Here is a 21,490-nt window from a genome sequence, read left to right as displayed (position 1 = left end):
TTCCCATGAAGGACAATTTCACGCCGGGCCCGTTCGCGGCCGAACTGGCGGCTGCCGGGATTCCCGAGGACATGCACGACTGGCTGGGGCAATACGGCGTGGGGGCCCTGGTGGTGAAGATGGGGATCCGTTTCCTGGAGATGAGCCCTCAGCGCACGGTCGCCACCATGCCGGTGGAAGGCAACACCCAGGTGGCAGGGATCCTGCACGGCGGCGCCCACGTGGTCCTGGCCGAGACGCTGGGGTCGTTTGCTGCCGGCATGCACGCCGGGCCGAATCGGCAGGCACTGGGGATTGAGGTCGGCGCGACCCATCACCGGGCCATCACCGCCGGCATCGTGACCGGCACGTGCACGGCGATCCACCTTGGCCGCACGCTGACCACGCACGAGATCGTCATGAGGGACGAGCAGGGCCGGCGGCTGTCCACGGCGCGCATCACCAACCTGATCCGCAACACCGCCGGCTAGGTTCTGCGAGCGTGGGCTCCGCCCCGGGTTGGCACCGCCCGCGCGGGCGGTGCGCGGGCGTAGGCTACGCCGGGGCGGGCCCGAACCGGTACCGCAGCTCCACGATGCCCCGCCCCATGGTGTGCGAGGACAGCAACTCCAGCGGCGCCGTCGGGCCCTTCAGGGGCAGCACAGCCTTGCCGCTGCCAAGGACCACGGGAATGATCGAGATGATCATCTCGTCGAGCGCACGGGCGTCCGCGAACTGGGCTGCCAGGACCCCTCCCCCGACGATCCAGACGTTCCGGCCCCCCGCTGCTGCCCTGAGGTCCGCAACGAATTCGGCCACCGGGCCGCGGGCAAAGGTCACGTCCGCATCCTTGGGGGCGGCGAGCTCATGGTGCGTGAACACCCAGCACGGTGTGGCGGGATACGGCCAGTTGCCGAGTTCGTGTTTCCTCAGCCAGGCGTAGGTGTCGCCCCCCATGACGATGCAGCCGACGTCGGCCATAAAGGCGTCGTAGCTGTCCTTGCCCCCGGCGAACCCGTCGAACTGGAGCAGCCAGTCCAGTTGGTCATCGGCGGTGGCGATGAACCCGTCGAGCGAGGACGCGACAAAATACTGGAATCCAGACATGGGCCCAGCCTAGCCAATCCCGGCCGGGGTGCCCATCCTCCGGGCCCCGGCGGTGCGGGCCCCGGACGTGCCGTGCGCCGGCGCACGGCACGGAATTCCGGAGGCTACTTGCTGAAGTAGGGAATGATCAGGTACAGCCCGAACAGCACGGCCAGTCCGCACAGGGCGAAGCACGCGTAGGCGAGCGGCCGCAGCCAGGCAGGCTTTCTTTCGCTGACGTCGCCGGCGGTGGCCGTGAGGCGGACGCCCAGGGAGTACAGGACCACGACGGTCACTGCGGAGACAAGCGTTGCCCCGGCCACCTGAACGAGTTCCAGCCACTTCATCAGAGTTCGTCCTTCGGCTTGTTGTACGTGCGGCTGACGGCGAGGGCTTTCTTCTTGCGGAAGCGCACGGCGGCGCCGGCTTCCTGAACCCCGACGGCGTTGTGGTGTCCGACGTGAGACTTCTTGGAGTGGAGGAACATGTACAGCACCGCACCGGTTCCGGCTACGGCGGCGATGACAACGCCGGCGACGCCGGTTTGCACCAGCATGGCGGTGAGGGCGCCCACGAGCCCGGCGGCAGGGAGGGTGAAGAGCCAGCCGATCGCAATCTTTCCGGCCATTCCCCAGCGGACGGTGGTGCCGCGGCGGCCCATGCCCGACCCGATCACGGAGCCGGAGGCCACCTGGGTGGTGGACAGTGCAAAGCCCAGGTGCGAGGACGCGAGGATCGCGGACGCCGTGCTGCTTTCGGCGGCGAAGCCCTGGGCGGGCTTGACGTCGGTGAGCCCGGATCCCATGGTGCGGATGATCCGCCAGCCGCCGGAGTACGTGCCGATCGCGATGGCTAAGGCGCAGGAGGCAATGACCCAGAACTGCGGTCCGGAACCAGGCGCCTGGGTGCCAGCGGCGATCAGTACCAGAGTGATGATGCCCATGGTCTTTTGTGCGTCGTTGGTGCCGTGCGCCAGGGCCACGAGGCTGGACGTGAAGACCTGGCCGTTGCGGAAGCCGCCGCGCTTCTGTGTGAGCTTACTGCCGGTCTCCGGGTCGTGGCGGGAGGTCAGCGCGTAGGCCAGTTTGGTGCAGAGGTATGCAACTGCCCCGGCGATGATCGGCGCGAAGATTGCCGGGAGGATCACCTTCTGCATGAGGCTTTCGAAATTGATTGAGTGGATGCCGATGCCGGCGATGGCCGCCCCGATCAGGCCGCCGAAAAGTGCGTGCGAGGAACTCGACGGAAGGCCTTTCAGCCAGGTGATCATGTTCCAGAGGATGGCGCCCATCAGACCGGCAAAGATGATGTCCGGCGTGATCTGGATACCGTCAGAACCTTCCCTGATGATGCCGCCCGACACGGTCTTCGCCACTTCCGTGGACAAGAATGCCCCCACCAGATTCAGCACCGCCGCAAGGGCAACAGCCGTTTTAGGTTTGATGGCGCCGGTCGCGATGGGCGTGGCCATCGCATTGGCCGTGTCATGAAATCCATTGGTGAAGTCAAAAAAAAGCGCCAGCGTTATTACCAGCGCCACCATGATGGTGATTTCCACCTGTTGCCCAATCTGCAGAGTCGACGGTCAGAAGTTCCATTCCCCGTTGCCGCACGATTCATCCACGATTTACCGGGAGGGAGTGCAGCGTTCAGCAAAGTAGCTCGACGTCCTAAATCGTACGGGGGAAAGGGAGCAGTGCAAAACGACCTGAAAGGGCGCTTCCCCGGGGGTCTGCGCACATGTGCCCGCTGCCGTCAGCCCTGGTGGACATCGGGTTTTCCGCCCGCACCGATCATTCCGGCGACCGTCTGCTCAAGCGCGGCGAGCGTCGCGTCCGGCAGCACAATAAGCCCGTCCAGTTCGTGCCGCGCACGCTTGTACGCGGTTTGCCGCTCCGCGGGTGTCGCGGCACCATCCGAAGCGATCCGCAGCAGTTTGCGCGCCGTGGCGAGGCGATCCCGCTCCGGTCCGGTGAACTTGCTGTCCTTGATCCGCCGGGCTTCCCGCTCCGCAATGTCGAAAGCCAGTTCGAAGCTGTGAACGGCCTCGCGGTACTCCCCCAGCCGGGCCGCCGTCGTGACGTCCTCCGGCGCTCCCGGCCGCAGGCTGTCGGCCGTCCGCTTGGCCCGCAGGAACGCCACGGTCAAGGGTTCGCGCAGATCGGTCATGACCGGGAAGTCGATGAGTTTCCCGACGTCAAGCTCGTAGTCGAGCCAGCGGCCGTTGACGGCGTCGTGGCCGTCCATGAGCTGCCGGACCTGGGACCGGCCGGCCTCTTCCAGTTCGGTTGCATGGTTCCGGAGCTTATAGAGCTCGACCCGTCGCCGGTGCCGTTGTTCGCTGGCTTTGGACCAGGAACGGGCCCAGCCGCCGAACAGGCCGCTCAGGGGGAAGATGAGCCACCAGAAGTGACCGACAAAATCCAAGATGGGCTCCACGGCATCGTCCTCGCATCCGTCCCGGGCAGGCTCAAGGGTCGCGCCGCAGGCCAGCCCCCTCGCTAAAGAGGACTGTCCTGCGGGCCTTATTCCTCTGCCGCTCAGTCCTTGTGCTTGACCTTGTGCAACCGGGTGACGATGGTTGGGCACGGCAGGTTGAGCAGTACGGCGTGCGCTGTGGACCCGAGGACCATCCGGGAGAAGCCGCCGCGTCCGCGGCTGCCGATCACGAGGAGCCGGGCGTCCTTGGCCGCTTCGACCAGTGCCTTGGCGGGTTCGGTATCGGTCTCGAGCTTCTGGTGGACGACGAGGTCCGGATACTTATCGCCTAGTCCGGCCACGGATTCGGCCAGGACGATCCGGTCCTCCTCGAGGAGGGTCTCGGCGAGTCCGCTTTTCGGCAACTGGCTCTCGATCCAGCGGCCGGGCCGCCGGAAGGCGAGGACTACCGTTAGCTCGTCGCCTCCACGGTCTGCTTCCGCCGCGGCGAAGTCCACTGCCTGCAGGGATTCTTCGGAGCCGTCCACGCCGACCACAACGCCGTGGTCACTCCCGCGCTTCAACGGGATCACCGCCGCCGGGATTTCCGAGGCGGAGACGATCTGCAGGGCACGGTCCGTCAGCGGACCGCCGTCCATCCAGTGCCTGTCGTGCTCGCCGACGACCACGATGGATGCTTCCTTCGACACTTCGCGCAGGACCGATCCGCCGCTGCCATGACGTAACTGGATGTCCACCTTCACGTCCGGCGCCTGCTCGGCGGCGCTGGCCTGCGCCTTCTGGAGCAGGTCCATGCCCGATTGCCTGATCAGCTCGTGGTACTGGAAATCCGGGGACATCCAGCGGTCGTCCACGGCATGGATGATGGTGACCGGAAGCTTGTAGCCGCCTGCCCGTTGGAGGGCCCACGTCAGCGCGGCCTCACTGCCGGCTGATGCGTTGAAACCGACGACAATTGGTTTATTCATTCTGACTCCTGCTCTTTTCCTGGCGCGGTCAGTTCTGCAAGGCCATGATCCGGGCGGCAGCCCGAGAGTCCGCCGACACTTCAGTGTGCGCCGGGCCCTGACCCCCGGTTAGGGCCTTAAGCCCCTCACTCCCCCGGGGCCCCGTGCGTAGCGTCGAGCCGTGCAGCACGACTCGTTGCCGGACAGGAGCCTTCATGGACCACCCCCGCGGGTCAACGGCGGCCCCCACCGGGCTGTACTCCTTCAGCGGCGCGCTCAGCGGCCTGCTCTCCGCTGGCCCCGGCGTGGCCGGAGGCCTGCGCCGGCCCGCTGTCCGCCGCAGCCAGCGGACTAGAAGCCGGTCGGTTCCGTCTCGAATTCCGGTTCCCTCGGCGGTCCTTCCAGGTGCACCGGTCGCAGTGCATGGGTGTGCTCGAACCAGATCAGCGCGTCGTAGCGCTCCCCGATCCGGGTCGGAACATAGTTCCCGAGCTCCCGTTCGGGATGGTAAACCACACCGATAGCCCGGTGGCCGAGCCAGGTCGAGAGCCACGGGCCGGACCTGTCCTCACCGAATTCCAGCACCGACGGCACCCCCAGGGCCTCGTGCAGGAAGTCTTCATGGCTGCCCCGCCGGGCCGGCGCAACCGGCAGGATCCGTTCCGGACTTCCCCAGGCGTCCGCGGCGATCACCTCGCCCCGGTGGGAGGCAAGGCCCACCAGCATGACGCCGTCCGCGGCGTGCCGTTCGCGCAGCAGCTGGCCGACGTTGACGAGTCCGTCCTTGGGCCATGTCGGTGGCCCGGGCATCCCCCACGTGGGTGTTGTGCTCCCAGATGAGTCCCTTCGAGTCGGGCCCAAGGTGCCTGCTGAGCCGGTCGATGGTGTCGGCCATATGGTGGTCCCGGACGTTCCAGGACTGGCGGTCGCCGCGGAGCATGATCCGGTAGTAGTGCTCGGCGTTGGCGGCCACTTCGGCATTCTGCACTGCGCCGAAGGCGGCCTCGTCGTGCCCGCCGGGGGTGGACACCCGGCTCCTCACCTCGGCAAGGAGCGCGATGACGTCAGCCTCGCAGGACTGCGGCACCAGCCGCGTGCTCCAGGCGTACTTGTGCGGGTCCTCGCGGTGCGGCAGGAAACACTGCCAGGCACGCAGGGCGGCGGGGACGGCGTCGGGCACGTTGTCCTGCAGCCAGCCGATGATCTCCCGGAGCGAAGCCCTGAGCGAGTACACATCGAGTCCGTAGAAGCCCACGCGCCGGCTCATCGGGCGGCTGAGGTTCCAGGTGCGCAGCCAGTCCAGGAACGCGGCAACCTCCTCGTTCGCCCACATCCACCTGGGCCAGCGTTCGAAGCCGGCCAGCAGTGCATGGACACCCTGCTCCTTCCCCGTCTCGCCCCGCACCCAGCGGTCGATCCGCCAGCAGTCTGGCCAGTCCCCCTCGACCCCGATCCAGGTGTAGCCTTCCTCTTCAATGAGGCGCCGGCTCAGGGTGTCACGCCAGGTATAGAACTCGTGGGTGCCGTGGGAGGCTTCCCCGATCGCGACGAACCGGCAGTCCGCCGCCCGCCGGACCAGCCCGTTGAGGTCCCGGTCCGTCTTCAGCGGCCGGGCCAGTGAATGGATTTCGGACAGGACGGAGGATTTGGCGACGCCGGAAGTCATCGGGGCTCCTCGATCGAAATCTGCTCGAGGTGTTCGGGGACCCGCGCGCGCCAGCCAAGCTCACGTTTGATCCTGATGCGCAGGGCATCAGAGGTGTCCGGTTCGCCGTGGGTGATGTAGGTCATCCGGGGTTCCTTTTCCGCGGCCCGCATCCACGAGATAATGCCATCCGCGTCGGCATGCGCGGACAGGCTTTCCATCTGGATCACTTCAGCCCGGACTTTGACGTCCTCACCGTAGATCCGGAGTTCCCGCTCGCCGGCCGCCAGGGTGGCGCCCCGCGTGCCGCCGGCCTGGTAGCCGCTGAGGATCACGGCGTTTTTCGGGTCCGGCCCGTAGGCCGCGAGATGGTGCAGGACCCTTCCGCCGGTGAGCATGCCGCTGGCGGAGATGATGATCATCGGGCCGCCGCGGAGGTTCAGCAGTTTGGATTCATCGACCGAGCGGGTGAGCTTGGCGACCTTGTACATGTTCATGTATTCCTGCTCCTTGAGCCGGTGCTCCTCGGGATGCCGCTGGTACATCCCGGACGCATCGATGGCCATCGGACTGTTGAGGTACACCGGGATATCAGGGATCAGGTTCTTGCTGCGCAGGCGGGACAGATACAGCATCAGGGTTTCTGCCCGGCCGACGGCGAACGCGGCGAACAGCACGACGCCACCGCGCTTCGCGACCCGGTTGATGATGTCCCGGAGCTGCTGTTCAGGATCCACGGTCGAGTGTTTCCGGATCCCGTAGGTGGACTCCGTGACCAGCACGTCGCTCGCGACGAGCGGCCGGGGCGGGTACATCAGCGGGTCGTCCGCCCGGCCCAGGTCCCCGGTGAAGTGCACCGAACGTGAGCCGATCCGGACATGGACCTGCGCGGCGCCGAGTATGTGGCCGGCGGGCAGGAACGTCAGTTCCATCCCCCGCCGAGATCCAGTGGCTCGTCGAAATCCTGGATCCTGAAGCTGTTGAGAGTCTTCACCGCGTCGGCCGCGGTGTAGAGCGGAAGGGCCGGACTGTGCGTGGACGATCCGCGGTGGGTGGCATACCGGGCTTCCTCCTCCTGCAGGTAGCCGCTGTCGGGGAGGAGCAGCTTGCACAGGTCCGTGGTTCCGGCGGTGGCGAACACCGGCCCCGGCGAACCCGTCCCGCATCAGCGCGGGCACATAGCCGGTATGGTCCAGGTGCGCATGGGTCAGGACGACGGCGTCGATCGAGGCCGGCCGGACGGGGAACGGCGTCCGGTTCCGTTCGCGGCTGCGCTTGTAGCCCTGGAAGGGGCCGCAGTCCACCAGCACGCGTTTGCCGCCGGCCTCAAGCAGGTACCTGGAACCGGTGACCGTGTCGGTGGCTCCGAGGAACCGCCCCTAGGGCCAAAAGTCACGTGCCGCACCGCCGCCGCGGCGCCGCAGTGCAGGGCCCGGCGCCGGCCGCGCCGGGCGTCCCGGCTCCGGCAGCGCACGGGCACCGGTAGTATTTCCCGGCGGGCCCTTTTACTCGCGAACACCCGGCGGATACCAGCGGCAAGGACTGATGATGAAGAAGAAATCCATGCGGACGGCGCCCCACGGCAAAGGCCCGGACGGCAACGCCGGCGAGCACGGGCAGCCTGGGCAGCCCTGGCGTGACCGTCCGTGGACCGGTGCCTACAGTCCAGGTGTTCCGGCGGACCTGGTGCTCCCGGAGGGGTCGCTCGTGGACCTCATGGATAGCTCCGTGCGCCGCTACGGGTCGAAGACCGCCCTGGAATTCTTCGGCGCCCGCACCAGCTACCGCGAGCTCGGCACACTGATCAGCCGGGCCGCCGCCGGGCTGGAGAAACTCGGCGTCAAGGCCGGCGACCGGGTTGCCCTGGTGATGCCGAACTGCCCGCAGCACATCGTTGCCTTCCATGCCGTGCTGCGCCTCGGCGCCGTCGTCGTCGAGCACAATCCGCTCTACACGGACCGGGAACTGCGCCACCAGTTCGAGGACCACGGGGCCGCCGTGGCGATCGTCTGGGACAAGGCGGTGGAGCGGGTCCGCCAGCTGCCGGCCGACGTCGGGCTCCGCAGCATCGTCTCGGTGGAACTCATCCCCGCGATGCCGCTGCTGCAGCGGCTGGCGCTGCGGCTCCCGGTTCCGGCGGCCCGCAAGGCACGAGCCGCCCTCTCCTTGGGCGGGGGCCAGCCGAGGGGCCGGACGGCCCCCGCCGCGCGGCCGGTGCTCCCCTGGCGGAAGCTTCTCGACGCCGGAGAACTCAAGCGGAAACATCCGCGCCCCGCGGCCCGGGACCTCGCCGTCCTCCAGTACACCTCCGGCACCACGGGACTGCCCAAGGCCGCCATGCTCAGCCACGCCAACCTGCAGGCCAACGCCGCGCAGGGCCGGGCGTGGGTGCCGGGGCTCAAGGACGGCCGGGAAACCGTCTACGCGGTACTGCCGATGTTCCACGCCTACGGTCTGACGCTGTGCATGACGTTCGCCCTGAGCATCGGCGCGAAGCTGGTCCTGTTCCCAAAGTTCGACGTCGACCTGGTGCTGAAGGCCCTCAAGAAGTCCCCGGCGACCTTCCTCCCGGCCGTGCCGCCGATTTATGACCGGATCGCGGCCGCGGCGGCGGAACGCGGCATCGGGCTGGACAGCATCCGATTCTCGATTTCCGGTGCGATGAACCTGCCAACGTCGACGGTGGAGACCTGGGAGAAGGCGACCGGCGGCTACCTGATCGAGGGCTACGGACTGACCGAGACGTCCCCGATCGCGATCGGCAACCCCTTCGGCCCCAGCCGGAAACCGGGCACCGTCGGGGTGCCGTTTCCGCTGACCGACATCCGGGTGGTGGATCCACGGAACGTCGCGCTGGACCGCGCCCCGGGCGAGGAAGGGGAACTCCTGATCCGCGGCCCGCAGGTGTTCTCCGGCTACTGGAACCGCCCGGAGGAGACCGAGGAGGCACTGCTCGACGGCGGCTGGTTCCGCACCGGCGACATCGTCTCCGTGGACAACGACTACTTCGTCACGATCCGGGACCGGATCAAGGAGCTGATCATCACGGGCGGGTTCAACGTCTCACCCAGTGAGGTGGAAGACGTCCTCGCCACGTTCCCCGGTGTTTCGGAAGTCTCCGTCGTCGGGTTGCCGCGCCCCGGCGGCGGCGAGGACGTGGTCGCCGCCGTGGTGTCGATCCCCGGTACCAGCATCGATCCCGACGCGCTCCTGGCTTTTGCCCGGAAACAGCTGACCGCCTACAAGGTGCCGCGCCGGGTGGTGGTGCTCGAGTCCTTGCCCCGCTCGCTCATCGGCAAGGTCCTGCGCCGGGAAATCCGCGACACCCTCGTCGCCGGGCACTGAACGGAGCGTCCGCCCGTGCCGGGGCCCGGTTACCGCTCGCGGCCCGATCCGGGGTTAAGCCGCGCGACCGCCGTTGACAGGACGGTGGCAAAGCCGCACCACAGGGCGTAGGGGGCCAGGGACACTCCGGCGCCGCGGTTCAGGCGGTGCGTCCGCCGCACCAGGTCGACGCTGCTCGCCGTCAGCAGGGCGCACTCCGCCGCGGCCAGCCACGGCCGCCGGGCCCGCCAGAAAAGCCAACTCCATGCAGCGTTGAGGACGAGGTTGGCGGCCAGGGCTCCCCGGTAGGCGGCCAAATCCCGCCGTCGGATCCTGCCGCCCGGGGTTTCCGGGGTGTCAGCGGCTGCGCCGCCGCTTTCCAGGGCGACGGCGGAGCTCACGGCCAGGTCCGCGTACAGCGCCGTCCACACCACGGGAAAGGCGATGGCGGGCGGCTGCCAGTCCGGTTTGCGCAGCCGACGGTACCATCGGCTGTCCGGATCCGTCGCTATTCCGCCGGCCGCTGCCGTTGCGGCGGTCGCAGCCGCCGTCCATGCCACTGTCATGAGTTTCATTCCTGCTCCTCTGTTGCCGTTGCCGCCGCCGTGTCCGGCCGCAGCCGCTCTTCCATGAACTCGATGGTCCGTTCCAGCGCAGCCTTCGTCGGGTGCCCCGGCGTGTCCACCAGGTCCACCGTCAGGACGCAGCGCGCGGACGGGGCCATGCCATACGGGTTGCCCGGCGACGAATCGATCTCAATGCCTTCGAAGCCTGCCCCGAATTCCCGCCGCAGGGTGGCGGAACGTTCCGCCGGACACCCCCGGTCGTTGCTGAACTGCACGCCGAGGAGCCGAAGTCCCTGGCTGGTCCGCGCCTTCACCCGCGCCAGTTCGCCGTCGTCCAGCCCGACGGGGGCCCGCCTCCGCGCGGTCAGGCCCGCCGGCAGCGCGGGCTGGCTCATCACCGGCGCCAGGACGGCGGGTTCCAGCGCCATCGCGAGGGCGAAGCTGCCCGTCATGCACATGCCGATCGACCCGACGCCGGGACCGCCGCACTCCCGGTGGGCCTGGACTGCGAGGGCCCGCAGCCTGCCCGCGGCCGGGCTGCTCGGGTTAGCCAGCACGGCGAACTCACGGGAAATGCAGACTTTCGCGATGGACTTCACGATGCCCTCGCCCGCTTTTCCGCCGGGCCGCCCGAACATCGAGGGGAGGTAGACAGTGAAGCCCCAGTCGATCAGCCGGCGGCCGAGGTCCAGCACGCCCGGGTGGATCCCGGGAACCTCGTGGATCAGGATCACGGCCGGGCCCGCACGGCCCCGGACGACCGGGTGGTGGATGCTGCCGTGGCTGAAGGTCGACTCGGTGAAGCCCTCCAACGTTTCCCCTGGCCCCGACGGTCCCCGGTGCTCCGGCATGGACGGCCCCCTCGGTTCCGGGCGGCACTGCTGGAGTCACTTCAGCCGTGCCGCGTACTGCACATGCTACGGAACGGTGGCGCCGCCGTCGACGGCAGATCCCTTGCGGCGCTCCGAAGCAGCTGATAGGCCTGTAACAGGCCAAAAGGTAGGGTGCTTATTAGTAGAGACCCACGGCCTGAGCAGGCGGTGGTTGCAGAAGGGAAGTTCACGTGACCCGCAAAAATCCCCAGGTCGAGGAAAACGACGAAAAGGACCTCGTGGTCGGCGACGGTCCAAAGGGCTGGGCCGCCGGCATCCCCGGGGTGCTGCATTCCATGAAGCCCGCGATCGAACACATGGGCCTGAACCGCACCCGCAAGACCGTGCTGGCGATGAATCAGAAGGACGGTTTCGACTGCCCCAGCTGCGCGTGGCCGGACCCGAACCATCGCAAGGCCTTCGAGTTCTGCGAGAACGGCGCGAAGGCCGTCACCTGGGAGGCGACGCCGGTGGTCATCGGCCGGGAGTTCTGGGCGGAACATTCCGTCAGTGAACTCCGGACGCATTCCGAGTACTGGCTGGGCATGCAGGGACGGCTCACCGAGCCGGTCCACAAGCCCGCCGGGGAGGACCATTACAAGCCGGTGAGCTGGCCGGAGGCGATCCGGATCATCGCGGACAAGCTCAAGGGCCTGGACTCACCGGACGAAGCCGCCTTCTACACCAGTGGACGCACCTCCAACGAGGCTGCCTTCCTATACCAGCTGATGGTCCGCGGCTATGGCACCAACAACCTGCCGGACTGCTCCAACATGTGCCACGAGTCCTCGGGTTGGGCCATGGGCCAGACCATCGGCATCGGCAAGGCCACCGTCAGTTTTGATGATTTTGCCAAGGCTGACCTCATTATCGTCATGGGCCAGAACCCGGGCACCAACCACCCGCGGATGCTGACCGAGCTGGAGGCGTGCAAGGAAAACGGCGGCGAGATCGTCGCCGTCAACCCCCTGCCGGAGGCCGGCCTGCGCCGGTACAAGAACCCGCAGAAGGTCAAGGGCATCATCGGGCGCGGGACGGAGATCGCGGACCAGTTCCTGCACATCCGCATCGGCGGCGACATGGCGCTGCTGCAGGCCATCTCCAAACGTGTCCTCGATGCCGAGTCCCGGAACCCGGGCACCGTGCTGGACCATACATTCCTCGCCGAGCACTGCGAGGGGCTGGACGAACTTAAGGAACACCTCAGCCTGCTGGACGAGGACGCGGTCCTGCTGGCCACCGGCCTGCGCACCGGGGAAATCGATGAACTCGCGGCCCGGTACCTGAAGGCCGAGAAAGTCATCATCACCTGGGCCATGGGCATCACGCAGCAGAAGAAGGGCGTGGCCACGATCAAGGAGATCATCAACCTGCTCCTGCTGCGCGGGAACATCGGGAAGCCCGGCGCCGGCGCCTCGCCCATCCGCGGCCACAGCAACGTCCAGGGCGACCGCACCATGGGGATCTGGGAGCAGATGCCGCAGTCCTTCATGGACTCCCTCGGCGAGGAGTTCGGCTTCGAGCCGCCCCGCGACCACGGCGTGGACGCGGTGGAAACCATCAACAAGATGCGCGACGGCGGCATCAAGGCGTTCATCGCGCTCGGCGGAAACTTCGTCGGCGCCATTTCCGACACCAACGCCACCGAAGCGGCCATGCAGAACACCGAACTCTCCGTGCAGATTTCCACGAAACTCAACCGGTCCCACACCGTGACCGGCGCGGAAGCCTTGATCCTTCCCACGATGGGCCGGAGCGAAATCGACATCCAGGAGTCCGGCCCGCAGTTTGTGTCGGTGGAGGACACGGTCTGCGCCGTGCACCCGTCCTGGGGCAAGGTTGAACCGGTCTCGCACCATCTGCTCTCCGAACCGGCGATTGTCAGCCGGCTCGGCAAGGCGCTGGTTGGAGACAAGATCAAGGCCGACTGGGACGGTTTCGAGAAGAACTACGACCTGATCCGGGACCACATCTCGCAGGTCGTCGGCGGCTGCGAGAACTACAACGAGCGGATCCGGCAGGAGGGCGGCTTCATCCTGGCGAACGGCCCGCGGGATTCGCGCACCTTCCCCACCCCGACCGGCAAGGCAGTGCTGACCGTCAATGACCTGGAACATGTGGAGAAGCCGGCGGGCACCCTGATCCTGCAGAGCATGCGCTCCCATGACCAGTTCAACACCACCATCTACGGGCACAACGACCGCTACCGGGGCATCAAGAAGGGCCGCCATGTGGTGTTCGTGAATCCGGACGACATCGCCGAGCTGGGCCTGGCGGACGGTATGTTCGTGGACATCAAAGGGGAGTACCAGGACGGTGTGGAGCGTATAGTCCGCAAATTCCGGGTGGTCTCCTACCCGACGGCCCGTGGCTGCGCGGCGGCGTACTATCCGGAAGCCAACGTGCTGGTGCCGCTGAACCACACGGCCGAAGGCAGCAACACCCCGGTGTCCAAGGCCGTGATCGTGCGGCTTGAACCCAGCGAGGACCAGAGCCCGGACGGTTCGACCACCGTGGCATCCGGCGCGGCCCACCAGCGGTAGGGAGCAACCCCGCGGGCACGCTCCGCGGGGGCTGCCAGATCCTCCACGGAACATGCCCCACTCTGGCCGCGGCCACTGGACATCATGCCAATATGTCCATCCGCGGGCGCTCAGGGAGGGCATGTCCCATGGGGGCTGGATCCTGCGGCTACTGGGCGCGCTTGGCCCAGCCTTTTTCGTCGGGGCCGCCGGACTCGCCGTGCTCGCAGAGCTCGAGGACCTTGTTGGATGCTGCGTGGACGGCATCCTGCGTGCTCTTCCTGCCGTCGGTCGACGCGGTTCCCGCGGCGTACCCGACGATGAACGCGCTGATGGCGTCCGCGTGCGGCCCGACGGCTTTCAGCGACTCGTCCGCGACCTGGACGATCTTGTCGTGGTCTACTTCCAGATCGAGGATCTGCAGTGCCTGGATCAGGCGGGCGCTCCAGTGCCGCAGTGCGCTGTCTTCGTCCCGGGTCAAAGTCATTGTTGCTCCTCTTCATTGGTGCGTCAGCCGGTTGGCGTTCCCCACAAGGGTTAGCACCGACACCGGGCTTCCGCAACGCGACACAGGCAAAACCGGACGCCGGAACCGGCAGTCCCCTGAAGCAGTCCCCTGAAGCAGTCCCCTGAAACTGCCTCAGCTCCACAGTGCGACGTGGAACTTGGATCCCCGGCGTTCCAGTCCGCGGGAGCCACCGGGGGCCACCATCGCCGCTGTCGCGTCGGCGGTTCCGGCGAACCGCTGCAGCGTCCGCGCCATCGTGGTGGTCCGGTGGTTGTCCAGGGTGCTCGCCCACCACAACCCGGTCACCGGTGTCCCGACGACGGGCAGCCGGACGAGGACCCCGCCCTGGAGTTCGGACCGGACGATGTGGCCAAGCGCCAGCATGATGCCCTCCCCCGCCCGCACCGCCGCCAGGGCTTCCGTCTCGCTGCTGAGCCGGATGATCTCCGGCGCCACCCCCATCGACGCCAGCCAGCGGCCCTCTTCCGAGTGCTCCTGGATCCCCGCCGGCCCGGCAAACCACGGCCGGTCCAGCAGCCGGGCCACGGACAAGGGTCCGGGCAGCCGGGCCATCGGATGCCCCGCCGCGGCGACCAGGGTGCGCTGGTAGCGCAGGAACGGCACGCAGTTCAGTCCCGGGTTGGCCACCGCGGTCCCCGCCGGCGCCGCCGGCCGGGCACCCAGGGCGATGTCGTACGCCCGTTCGTGCAGCAGCGAGGCCAGGTCCTCGGCGGACTCGACCACCACGTCCACCGAGGCGCCGGGAACCCGCTTCGTGAAGAGGTCCAGCAGCCGGCCGGCCGCATGTTCGGCAAAGCGCGCGGTGGCCACGATCTTCAGCCGCCCGGCGTCGTTCGTGGCGTTGGAAACCTCCCAGCGGGCCTGGTCCGCCAGTCCGACGATGTCCTGGGCATATTCGGCCAGCGCCCGGCCGCCGGGAGTCAGCGCAATGCCACCCCCGGCGCGCACGAAGAGCGGATCGCCGAGGTCCTGCCGGAGCGCCGACAGGGCAGAGGAAACCGCCGGTTCGCTGACGCCGAGGGTCTCCGCGGCAGCGTGCAGTGAGCCCAGACGGGCGACGAGAGCGAACGTGCGGAGCTGGCTCAATGTCATCGACACGGCGTCATAACCTTTCGCTTATGACGATATTGACACTCCGTCCCGGGCAGGGCAAGACTGGCCTGAAATCGGTGCTGCGCGACGTTGCCAGCGCCCTGGCACGAGGTGGGGACTATGCAGATTCCGGCTCCTTTCGACTATGTTCGGGCCACGTCCGTGGACAACGCCCTTGAGCTCCTCTCCCGCCACGGTGCGGAGTCGCGGGTCATCGCCGGGGGCCACAGCCTCCTGCCGATGATGAAGCTCCGGCTCTCCCGGCCCGAGTGGCTGATCGACATCAACGACCTGTACGAACTCGACTTCATCCTGCGCGACGGCGGCAAACTGCGCATCGGCGCCCTCACACGCCACACGACGCTCCTGGAGTCGGACGAGATCGCGGCGCTCTTCCCCATCGTCCGGGACGCCGAAGCCGTGATCGCCGACCCGGTCGTGCGGAACCGGGGCACGATCGGCGGCTCGCTTTGCCAGGCCGACCCGGCCGAGGACCTGTCCACGGTCTGCGACGTGCTGGGTGCCGAAGCGGTGATCCGCGGACCGGCCGGCGAGCGCATCCTGGCCATGGCGGACTTCCACCGCGGACCTTACGAGACGGCGGTGGGCCAGGACGAAATCCTGTGCGAGGTCCGTATCCCCATCCGCCCCCGGTCCGGCAGCGCTTACGAAAAGGTTGAACGCCGCGTGGGCGACTGGGCGGTCGGCGCCGCCGGTGCGTCCGTGACGCTGGCCGCGGACGGCACCATCGCCGACGCCGCCGTCGGACTCACCGCCCTCGGACTCGACCACACCATTTCCGGGGCCGCCGAACTGCTCCGGGGCCAGCAGCCCCGGGAGGAACTGTTCGTGGAAGCCGGACGGCTCGCCGCGGCGGCCTGCGACCCCGTGGCCGACCAGCGCGGCCCGATTGACTACAAACGGCACCTCGCCGACGAACTCACCCGGCGGGTACTGCGGCAGGCCTGTACCCGCGCCGCCCAGACACAGGAAGGCTGAAGCGGATGCAGATCAGCATGACCGTCAACGGCAACGAAGTCACCAGCGATATAGAGCCCCGGGTGCTCCTGGTCCACTACATCCGCGAAGTCCTGGGCCTGACCGGGACCCACTGGGGATGCGACACGAGCAACTGCGGGACCTGCGTGGTCCTGATGGACGGCCAGCCGGTGAAGTCCTGCACCGTCCTCGCGGCGATGGCAGCCGGACACGACGTCCGCACGGTCGAGGGCCTCGCCAACGGCGCCACCCTGGACCCGGTCCAGCAGGGTTTTATGGAGGAGCACGGGCTGCAGTGCGGTTTCTGCACGCCCGGGATGATGCTGACCGCCCGCGCCCTGCTCGATAAGAACCCCCACCCGGACACCACGGAGATCCGGCAGGCCATTTCGGGCCAGATCTGCCGGTGCACCGGCTACGCCACGATCGTCAGGTCGGTGCAGTGGGCCGCCGCCCACCCTGCGGGCGGCGACACCGACGCCACGGTGGACGAGGTCATCGACGGCACGGACACCGTTATCGAGGACCTCCCGGCCGAAACAGCAGAAACAGCAGACACAGAGGTGAAGGCATGACCGTCATCCACGAACGGCCCAGCAACCCGGCGGCCGGCGACGAGGACCGCCCGATCGGCTACGGCCGGATCCAGCGGAAGGAGGATCCGCGCTTTGTCCGCGGCAAAGGCAACTACCTGGACGACATCGTCCTGCCCGGCATGCTGCACGGCGCCATCCTGCGCGCCCCGGTGGCGCACGCCCGGCTGGTCTCCATCGACACCACCAACGCCCTCGCCCACCCCAAGGTCCTCGCCGTCATCACCGGGAAGGACCTTCTCGGCCTCAAGCTCGCCTGGGCCCCCACCCTCTCCGCTGATGTCCAGGCCGTCCTGGTGACGGACAAGGTCCGCTTCCAGGGCCAGGAGGTCGCGTTCGTGGTGGCCGAGGACCGCTACGCCGCGCGCGACGCGCTGGAGCTGATCGACGTCGAATACGACGTCCTGCCCCCGGTCATCGACGCCAGGAAGGCCCTCGACGCCGGCGCCCCGGTGGTCCGCGACGAGATCGAGGGCAAGACGGACAACCACATCTTCGACTGGGAGATGGGCGACAAGGCCGGAACCGAAGCCGTCTTCGCGAGCGCCGACGTCGTCGTCTCCCAGGAGATGGTCTACCCGCGGGTGCACCCCGCGCCGATGGAGACCTGCGGGGCGATCGCCGACTTCGACGCCGTCGACGGCAAACTGACCCTCTACGAAACCACCCAGGCCCCGCACGCGCACCGCACGCTGTTCGCGATCGTCGCCGGGATCCCCGAGCACAAGATCCGCGTGGTGTCCCCGGACATCGGCGGCGGCTTCGGCAACAAGGTCGGCATCTACCCCGGCTACATCCTCGCCGTCGTCGGGTCGATCGTCACCGGCAAGCCGGTGAAATGGGTGGAGGACCGCTCGGAGAACCTGATGTCCACCTCCTTTGCCCGCGACTACATCATGCAGGGCGAGATCGCGGCGACCAGGGACGGGAAGATCCTCGCGGTGCGCACCAACGTCCTGGCCGACCACGGCGCGTTCAACGCCACCGCCCAGCCCACCAAGTACCCGGCCGGCTTCTTCTCCATCTTCACCGGCAGCTACGACATCAAGGCCGCCTACTGCTCCGTCACGGGCGTCTACACGAACAAGGCACCCGGCGGCGTCGCCTACGCCTGCTCCTTCCGCGTCACCGAAGCCGTGTACCTCGTCGAGCGGATGGTGGACATCCTGGCCCGCAAGCTGGAGATGGACCCGGCGGAACTGCGGCTGAAGAACTTCATCAAGCCCGAACAGTTCCCCTACGCCAACAAGACCGGCTGGGTCTACGACTCCGGCAACTACGAACCGGCCATGCGGCTGTCCATGCAGCTGGCCGGCTACGACGAGCTCCGCCGCGAGCAGCGGGAGAAGCGGGAGCGCGGCGAACTGATGGGGATCGGCATCTCCTTCTTCACCGAAACGGTGGGCGCCGGCCCGCGCAAACACTTCGACATCGTGGGCCTCGGCATGGCCGACGGCGCCGAACTGCGGGTCCATCCCACCGGCAAGGCCGTCGTCCGGCTCTCGGTGCAAAGCCAGGGCCAGGGCCACGAGACCACCTTCGCGCAGATCGTCGCCGAGGAACTCGGCATCCCGCCGGAGGACATCGACGTCGTCCACGGCGACACCGACCAGACACCGTTCGGCCTCGGCACCTACGGGAGCCGTTCGACGCCGGTCAGCGGCGGCGCCGTCGCGCTCGTCGCCCGGAAGGTGCGGGAGAAGGCGAAGCTGATCGCCGCGGCCATGCTGGAGACCCGGCCGGAGGACCTCGAATGGGAGAAGGGCCGCTGGTTCGTCAAGGGCGATCCCGGCGCCGGGAAGACCATCTCCGAAATCGCCATGGCGGCCCACGGCACCATGGCGCTGCCCGAGGGGGTCGACGGCAACCTCGACGCCGAGGTCACCTACGACCCGCCGAACCTCACGTTCCCCTTCGGGGCCTACATCTGCGTGGTCGACGTCGATCCGGGCACCGGGCACGTCAAGGTGCGCCGCTTCATCGCCGTGGATGACTGCGGCACCCGGATCAACCCGATGATCATCGAGGGCCAGGTGCACGGCGGGCTGACCGACGGCGTCGGAATGGCCCTGATGGAGATCATCGAGTTCGACGCCGACGGCAACTGCCTGGGCGGGTCCTTCATGGATTACCTGATCCCCACCGCGATGGAAGTCCCTGACTGGGAGACCGGCTTCACCATCACCCCGTCCCCGCACCACCCCATCGGCGCGAAAGGCATCGGCGAGTCCGCCACCGTCGGCTCTCCCCCGGCGATCGTGAACGCGGTCGTGGACGCGCTGGCCCCGTACGGGGTGGTTCACATGGACATGCCCTGCACCCCGGCCCGGGTCTGGGCCGCAATGCAGGGCCGGGCAAGGCCGCCGATCTAGGATGACCACAACAACAGACTCCCTCACGGCCCGGGCGAACGACCTCGCCTCCCGCCGCGAGCCGTTCGTGCACGCCACGGTGGTCCGCGCCCAGCATCCCACCAGCGCCCACGCCGGGGACACCGCCCTGGTGCTGTCCAGCGGCGAGATCCAGGGTTTCGTCGGCGGAAACTGCGTCGAGTCCTCGGTGCGCGAGTACAGCCGGCAGGTCCTGTCCTCCCAGGAACCCCTGCTGCTGCGTGTGGTCCCGGGCGAGCCGTCCCGCACCGCCGGGGAAGGCGCCGTCGAGGTCTCCAACCCCTGCCTGAGCGGCGGGGCGATCGAAATCTTCCTCCAGCCGCACATCCCGGCGCCCCGGGTCGTCGTCGTCGGCACCACGCCCGTGGCCCGGGCCCTGGAGACCCTCGGCGCCGGCGTGGGCCTGGCCGTGGAACTCACCGACGGGGAATCAGTGGCGCCGCGGGCCGACGACGCGGCGCTGATCGTGGCCTCGCACGGCAAGGCGGAGGAAGTCGCGCTCGAGGCGGCCCTGCGCGCCGGGGTGCCCTATGTCGCACTCGTGGCCAGCGGAACCCGGGGGGCCGCCGTGCTGGAATCCCTCGACGTCGACCCGGCGCTGCGATCGCGCGTCTTCACCCCCGCCGGACTGCAGCTGGGCGCCCGCACCCCCGGTGAGATCGCGCTCTCGATCCTCGCCGAGCTGATCCAGGAGCGGGCCAGGTCCCGGCACGCCGCCACGGTGACGGCGGCTGCGCCGGCCACGGCATCCCCGGCCCCGGCGGCTGGTGCTGCTGCTGCCGCTGCTGACACCCCGGCGACGGCGGTGGACCCCGTTTGCGGCATGACCGTCGCCGCGGACGCCTCGCTGCAGCTCGAGCACCACGGCGTCACCGTGTACTTCTGCTCGCCCGGTTGCCGGGCGGCCTTCCGCAAAGATCCGGAGCGCTATGCCCTCACCCCCTGAACGCCCAGCCCCCGCGCACCGGACGGCGGGGCTGATCCTGGCGGCCGGGGCGTCGCGGCGCCTGGGCCGGCCCAAACAGCTGCTCCCCTACGGCCACGGTGTCCTCCTCGACGCCGCGCTCGCGGCCGCCCGCGACTGCGGCTTCGACCAGACCGTGCTGGCTCTGGGAGGTGCCGCCGGGGAGGTGCAGCGTACGGTCGACACGACCGGTTGCGAGATCGTCCTCAACCCTGACTTCGGCGCGGGCTGTTCCTCCTCGATCGCCGCCGGCATCGCCGCGCTCCGACCGGACACGGACGCCGTCGTCCTGCTGCTCGGGGACCAGCCGGGCGTCCGGGCCGACACCGTCCGGCCCCTGCTGGAGCTGGTGTTCGCCGGCGGGCCGGACACCGGCCAGGGCGCCCCCGGCATCGCCGTCTGCCGTTACGACGACGGCGTCGGCCACCCCCTCGCATTCACCCGGCGGATGCTCCCGGAACTGGGCGCCCTGCACGGCGACAAGGGAGTCTGGAAACTGCTGGAGCAGCGGGCCGGCGACGTCGTCGAACTCCGGGTTTCAGGACCCGTCCCGCCGGACGTTGACACGGAAGAGGACTACCGCCGGGTCCTCGCCGGTCTGGAGGGCGCGCTATGACCACCGCGGCGCGCACCGGCGCGGAGGAGGACGTCCAGCGCAGGGTTCCCGACGTCGCCTCGCTGATGGAGGCGCTGGACAGCAGGGACTACCTGGCCGACGTCGGGCTGGCCACGGCGCTGTTCCTGGCCGTCCGGCTGCCGCAGCCCATCCTGCTGGAGGGCGAGGCGGGCGTCGGGAAGACCGAGGCGGCGAAGGCCCTGGCCGAGCTGCTGGACACGCCGCTGTACCGGCTGCAGTGCTACGAGGGAATCGACGCCGGCGAGGCCCTCTACGAGTGGAACCACCAGCGCCAGCTGCTCGGAATCCGGCTGGCGGAAGTCCGGGATGCCTCCGTCACCGAGACGGACCTCTTTGGCCCGGAGTACCTGCTGCGCCGGCCGCTGCTGCAGGCGATTGAACATCCCGGTCCGCGCCCCGCGGTCCTTCTGCTGGACGAGATCGACCGGGCCGATGCCGAGTTCGAGGCCTTCACCTTCGAACTCCTTGCCGAGGCCGCGGTCACCATCCCGGAGCTGGGCACCATCCGGGCCACCCACCCCCCGATCGTCATCCTGACCTCCAACCGGACGCGGGACCTGCACGACGCCCTGACCCGGCGCTGCCTCTACCACTGGATCGACTACCCCGGGCCGGAGCGGATCGCGGAAATCGTGCGCCGCCGCGTGCCCGCCAGCAGCGGCCCCCTGGCGCTCCAGGCCGCCGCGGTGATCACCAGACTGCGCACCCTGGACCTCGCCAAACCGCCGGGAATCTCCGAGGCCATCGACTGGGTGTCCGCCCTGGCCGTGCTGGGCATCGACCACATCGACGCCACGACGGCGCACCGGACGCTCGGCTCCATTGTCAAGAACCGCGATGACCTGGAACTGGTCGGCGCCCGCGGGGCCGACTGGCTCGTCGCCGGCACGGGCGGGTGAGCCTGGT

General features: G+C 68.5%; 19 protein-coding genes and 1 pseudogene. 9 read left to right on the top strand and 11 right to left on the bottom strand.

Going from position 1 to position 21,490, the window contains the following annotated elements:
- Nucleotides 1-5: 5 nt before the first annotated feature.
- Complete coding sequence (locus tag QK291_RS03390) at nucleotides 6-470, top strand: hotdog fold thioesterase (RefSeq protein WP_282379161.1); 465 nt, start codon at nucleotides 6-8, stop codon at nucleotides 468-470.
- Between the two features lie 64 nt (nucleotides 471-534).
- Here the strand turns inward: QK291_RS03390 and QK291_RS03385 are convergent, their stop codons facing one another.
- From QK291_RS03385 to QK291_RS03355, 7 genes and pseudogenes are all read right to left on the bottom strand, one after another.
- A complete protein-coding gene (locus QK291_RS03385) occupies nucleotides 535-1,086 on the bottom strand; it encodes a dihydrofolate reductase family protein (protein WP_282379159.1) in 552 nt (183 codons plus the stop codon).
- Nucleotides 1,087-1,190: 104 nt separating this feature from the next.
- Entirely contained in the window at nucleotides 1,191-1,412 is a 222-nt protein-coding gene (locus tag QK291_RS03380) for a hypothetical protein (RefSeq protein ID WP_282379157.1), read from the bottom strand.
- Nucleotides 1,412-2,623 (bottom strand): inorganic phosphate transporter, encoded by a 1,212-nt coding sequence (locus tag QK291_RS03375; protein ID WP_282379155.1) that lies wholly within the window; start codon nucleotides 2,621-2,623, stop codon nucleotides 1,412-1,414. Before QK291_RS03375 ends, QK291_RS03380 begins: the two co-directional genes overlap by 1 nt.
- Before the next feature lie 197 nt (nucleotides 2,624-2,820).
- Complete coding sequence (locus QK291_RS03370) at nucleotides 2,821-3,504, bottom strand: hypothetical protein (RefSeq protein WP_282379153.1); 684 nt, start codon at nucleotides 3,502-3,504, stop codon at nucleotides 2,821-2,823.
- Between the two features lie 101 nt (nucleotides 3,505-3,605).
- A complete protein-coding gene (locus QK291_RS03365) occupies nucleotides 3,606-4,472 on the bottom strand; it encodes a universal stress protein (RefSeq protein WP_282379151.1) in 867 nt (288 codons plus the stop codon).
- A gap of 330 nt (nucleotides 4,473-4,802) precedes the next feature.
- Nucleotides 4,803-6,117, bottom strand: a pseudogene (locus QK291_RS03360) (erythromycin esterase family protein).
- Entirely contained in the window at nucleotides 6,114-7,400 is a 1,287-nt protein-coding gene (locus tag QK291_RS03355; RefSeq protein ID WP_282379472.1) for an MBL fold metallo-hydrolase, read from the bottom strand. Before QK291_RS03355 ends, QK291_RS03360 begins: the two are co-directional and overlap by 4 nt.
- 244 nt (nucleotides 7,401-7,644) lie before the next feature.
- On the opposite strand from QK291_RS03355, the gene QK291_RS03350 reads away from it, so the two are divergent.
- Nucleotides 7,645-9,441 (top strand): long-chain-fatty-acid--CoA ligase, encoded by a 1,797-nt coding sequence (locus QK291_RS03350; protein WP_282379149.1) that lies wholly within the window; start codon nucleotides 7,645-7,647, stop codon nucleotides 9,439-9,441.
- Between the two features lie 29 nt (nucleotides 9,442-9,470).
- Here the strand turns inward: QK291_RS03350 and QK291_RS03345 are convergent, their stop codons facing one another.
- Together QK291_RS03345 and QK291_RS03340 are read right to left on the bottom strand one after the other, a co-directional pair.
- On the bottom strand, nucleotides 9,471-9,995 hold the full coding sequence (locus QK291_RS03345) for a TspO/MBR family protein (protein ID WP_282379147.1): 525 nt from the start codon (nucleotides 9,993-9,995) through the stop codon (nucleotides 9,471-9,473).
- Nucleotides 9,992-10,837, bottom strand: coding sequence for a dienelactone hydrolase family protein (locus QK291_RS03340; protein ID WP_282379146.1), 846 nt, complete (start codon nucleotides 10,835-10,837; stop codon nucleotides 9,992-9,994). Before QK291_RS03340 ends, QK291_RS03345 begins: the two co-directional genes overlap by 4 nt.
- Before the next feature lie 212 nt (nucleotides 10,838-11,049).
- On the opposite strand from QK291_RS03340, the gene QK291_RS03335 reads away from it, so the two are divergent.
- Complete coding sequence (locus tag QK291_RS03335; RefSeq protein ID WP_282379145.1) at nucleotides 11,050-13,401, top strand: FdhF/YdeP family oxidoreductase; 2,352 nt, start codon at nucleotides 11,050-11,052, stop codon at nucleotides 13,399-13,401.
- A gap of 148 nt (nucleotides 13,402-13,549) precedes the next feature.
- Here the strand turns inward: QK291_RS03335 and QK291_RS03330 are convergent, their stop codons facing one another.
- Together QK291_RS03330 and QK291_RS03325 are read right to left on the bottom strand one after the other, a co-directional pair.
- The gene (locus QK291_RS03330) at nucleotides 13,550-13,867 is read right to left on the bottom strand and encodes a DUF6457 domain-containing protein (protein WP_282379144.1); all 318 of its coding nucleotides are present in this window, start codon (nucleotides 13,865-13,867) and stop codon (nucleotides 13,550-13,552) included.
- Between the two features lie 153 nt (nucleotides 13,868-14,020).
- The gene (locus QK291_RS03325) at nucleotides 14,021-15,001 is read right to left on the bottom strand and encodes a LysR family transcriptional regulator (RefSeq protein WP_282379471.1); all 981 of its coding nucleotides are present in this window, start codon (nucleotides 14,999-15,001) and stop codon (nucleotides 14,021-14,023) included.
- A 120-nt stretch (nucleotides 15,002-15,121) separates the two neighbouring features.
- On the opposite strand from QK291_RS03325, the gene QK291_RS03320 reads away from it, so the two are divergent.
- From QK291_RS03320 to QK291_RS03295, 6 genes are read left to right on the top strand one after another with little or no spacing between them, the layout of a single operon-like run.
- Nucleotides 15,122-16,000, top strand: coding sequence for a xanthine dehydrogenase family protein subunit M (locus tag QK291_RS03320; protein ID WP_282379143.1), 879 nt, complete (start codon nucleotides 15,122-15,124; stop codon nucleotides 15,998-16,000).
- 5 nt (nucleotides 16,001-16,005) lie between these two features.
- Complete coding sequence (locus QK291_RS03315; RefSeq protein WP_282379142.1) at nucleotides 16,006-16,575, top strand: (2Fe-2S)-binding protein; 570 nt, start codon at nucleotides 16,006-16,008, stop codon at nucleotides 16,573-16,575.
- The gene (locus tag QK291_RS03310; RefSeq protein WP_282379141.1) at nucleotides 16,572-18,965 is read left to right on the top strand and encodes an aerobic carbon-monoxide dehydrogenase large subunit; all 2,394 of its coding nucleotides are present in this window, start codon (nucleotides 16,572-16,574) and stop codon (nucleotides 18,963-18,965) included. Before QK291_RS03315 ends, QK291_RS03310 begins: the two co-directional genes overlap by 4 nt.
- A 1-nt stretch (nucleotide 18,966) precedes the next feature.
- Nucleotides 18,967-19,929, top strand: coding sequence for an XdhC family protein (locus QK291_RS03305; protein ID WP_282379140.1), 963 nt, complete (start codon nucleotides 18,967-18,969; stop codon nucleotides 19,927-19,929).
- The gene (locus QK291_RS03300) at nucleotides 19,913-20,563 is read left to right on the top strand and encodes a nucleotidyltransferase family protein (protein ID WP_282379138.1); all 651 of its coding nucleotides are present in this window, start codon (nucleotides 19,913-19,915) and stop codon (nucleotides 20,561-20,563) included. The genes QK291_RS03305 and QK291_RS03300 overlap by 17 nt, the downstream gene beginning before the upstream one ends.
- A complete protein-coding gene (locus tag QK291_RS03295; RefSeq protein ID WP_282379137.1) occupies nucleotides 20,560-21,483 on the top strand; it encodes a MoxR family ATPase in 924 nt (307 codons plus the stop codon). Before QK291_RS03300 ends, QK291_RS03295 begins: the two co-directional genes overlap by 4 nt.
- The last annotated feature ends 7 nt before the right edge of the window (nucleotides 21,484-21,490 follow it).

The sequence above is a fragment of the Arthrobacter sp. AL12 genome (genome assembly GCF_029960645.1).
GTDB lineage: Bacteria > Actinomycetota > Actinomycetes > Actinomycetales > Micrococcaceae > Arthrobacter.
This window is presented reverse-complemented; position numbering and strand designations above follow the sequence as displayed.

Bases quoted from the DNA above. Each gene is read 5' to 3' on its own strand.
- QK291_RS03390 (WP_282379161.1), top strand. From the start codon at position 6: ATGAAGGACAATTTCACGCCGGGCCCGTTCGCGGCCGAACTGGCGGCT.
- QK291_RS03385 (WP_282379159.1), bottom strand. From the start codon at position 1,086: ATGTCTGGATTCCAGTATTTTGTCGCGTCCTCGCTCGACGGGTTCATC.
- QK291_RS03380 (WP_282379157.1), bottom strand. From the start codon at position 1,412: ATGAAGTGGCTGGAACTCGTTCAGGTGGCCGGGGCAACGCTTGTCTCC.
- QK291_RS03365 (WP_282379151.1), bottom strand. From the start codon at position 4,472: ATGAATAAACCAATTGTCGTCGGTTTCAACGCATCAGCCGGCAGTGAG.
- QK291_RS03350 (WP_282379149.1), top strand. From the start codon at position 7,645: ATGAAGAAGAAATCCATGCGGACGGCGCCCCACGGCAAAGGCCCGGAC.
- QK291_RS03345 (WP_282379147.1), bottom strand. From the start codon at position 9,995: ATGAAACTCATGACAGTGGCATGGACGGCGGCTGCGACCGCCGCAACG.
- QK291_RS03340 (WP_282379146.1), bottom strand. From the start codon at position 10,837: ATGCCGGAGCACCGGGGACCGTCGGGGCCAGGGGAAACGTTGGAGGGC.
- QK291_RS03330 (WP_282379144.1), bottom strand. From the start codon at position 13,867: ATGACTTTGACCCGGGACGAAGACAGCGCACTGCGGCACTGGAGCGCC.
- QK291_RS03325 (WP_282379471.1), bottom strand. From the start codon at position 15,001: ATGACATTGAGCCAGCTCCGCACGTTCGCTCTCGTCGCCCGTCTGGGC.
- QK291_RS03320 (WP_282379143.1), top strand. From the start codon at position 15,122: ATGCAGATTCCGGCTCCTTTCGACTATGTTCGGGCCACGTCCGTGGAC.
- QK291_RS03315 (WP_282379142.1), top strand. From the start codon at position 16,006: ATGCAGATCAGCATGACCGTCAACGGCAACGAAGTCACCAGCGATATA.
- QK291_RS03310 (WP_282379141.1), top strand. From the start codon at position 16,572: ATGACCGTCATCCACGAACGGCCCAGCAACCCGGCGGCCGGCGACGAG.
- QK291_RS03305 (WP_282379140.1), top strand. From the start codon at position 18,967: ATGACCACAACAACAGACTCCCTCACGGCCCGGGCGAACGACCTCGCC.
- QK291_RS03300 (WP_282379138.1), top strand. From the start codon at position 19,913: ATGCCCTCACCCCCTGAACGCCCAGCCCCCGCGCACCGGACGGCGGGG.
- QK291_RS03295 (WP_282379137.1), top strand. From the start codon at position 20,560: ATGACCACCGCGGCGCGCACCGGCGCGGAGGAGGACGTCCAGCGCAGG.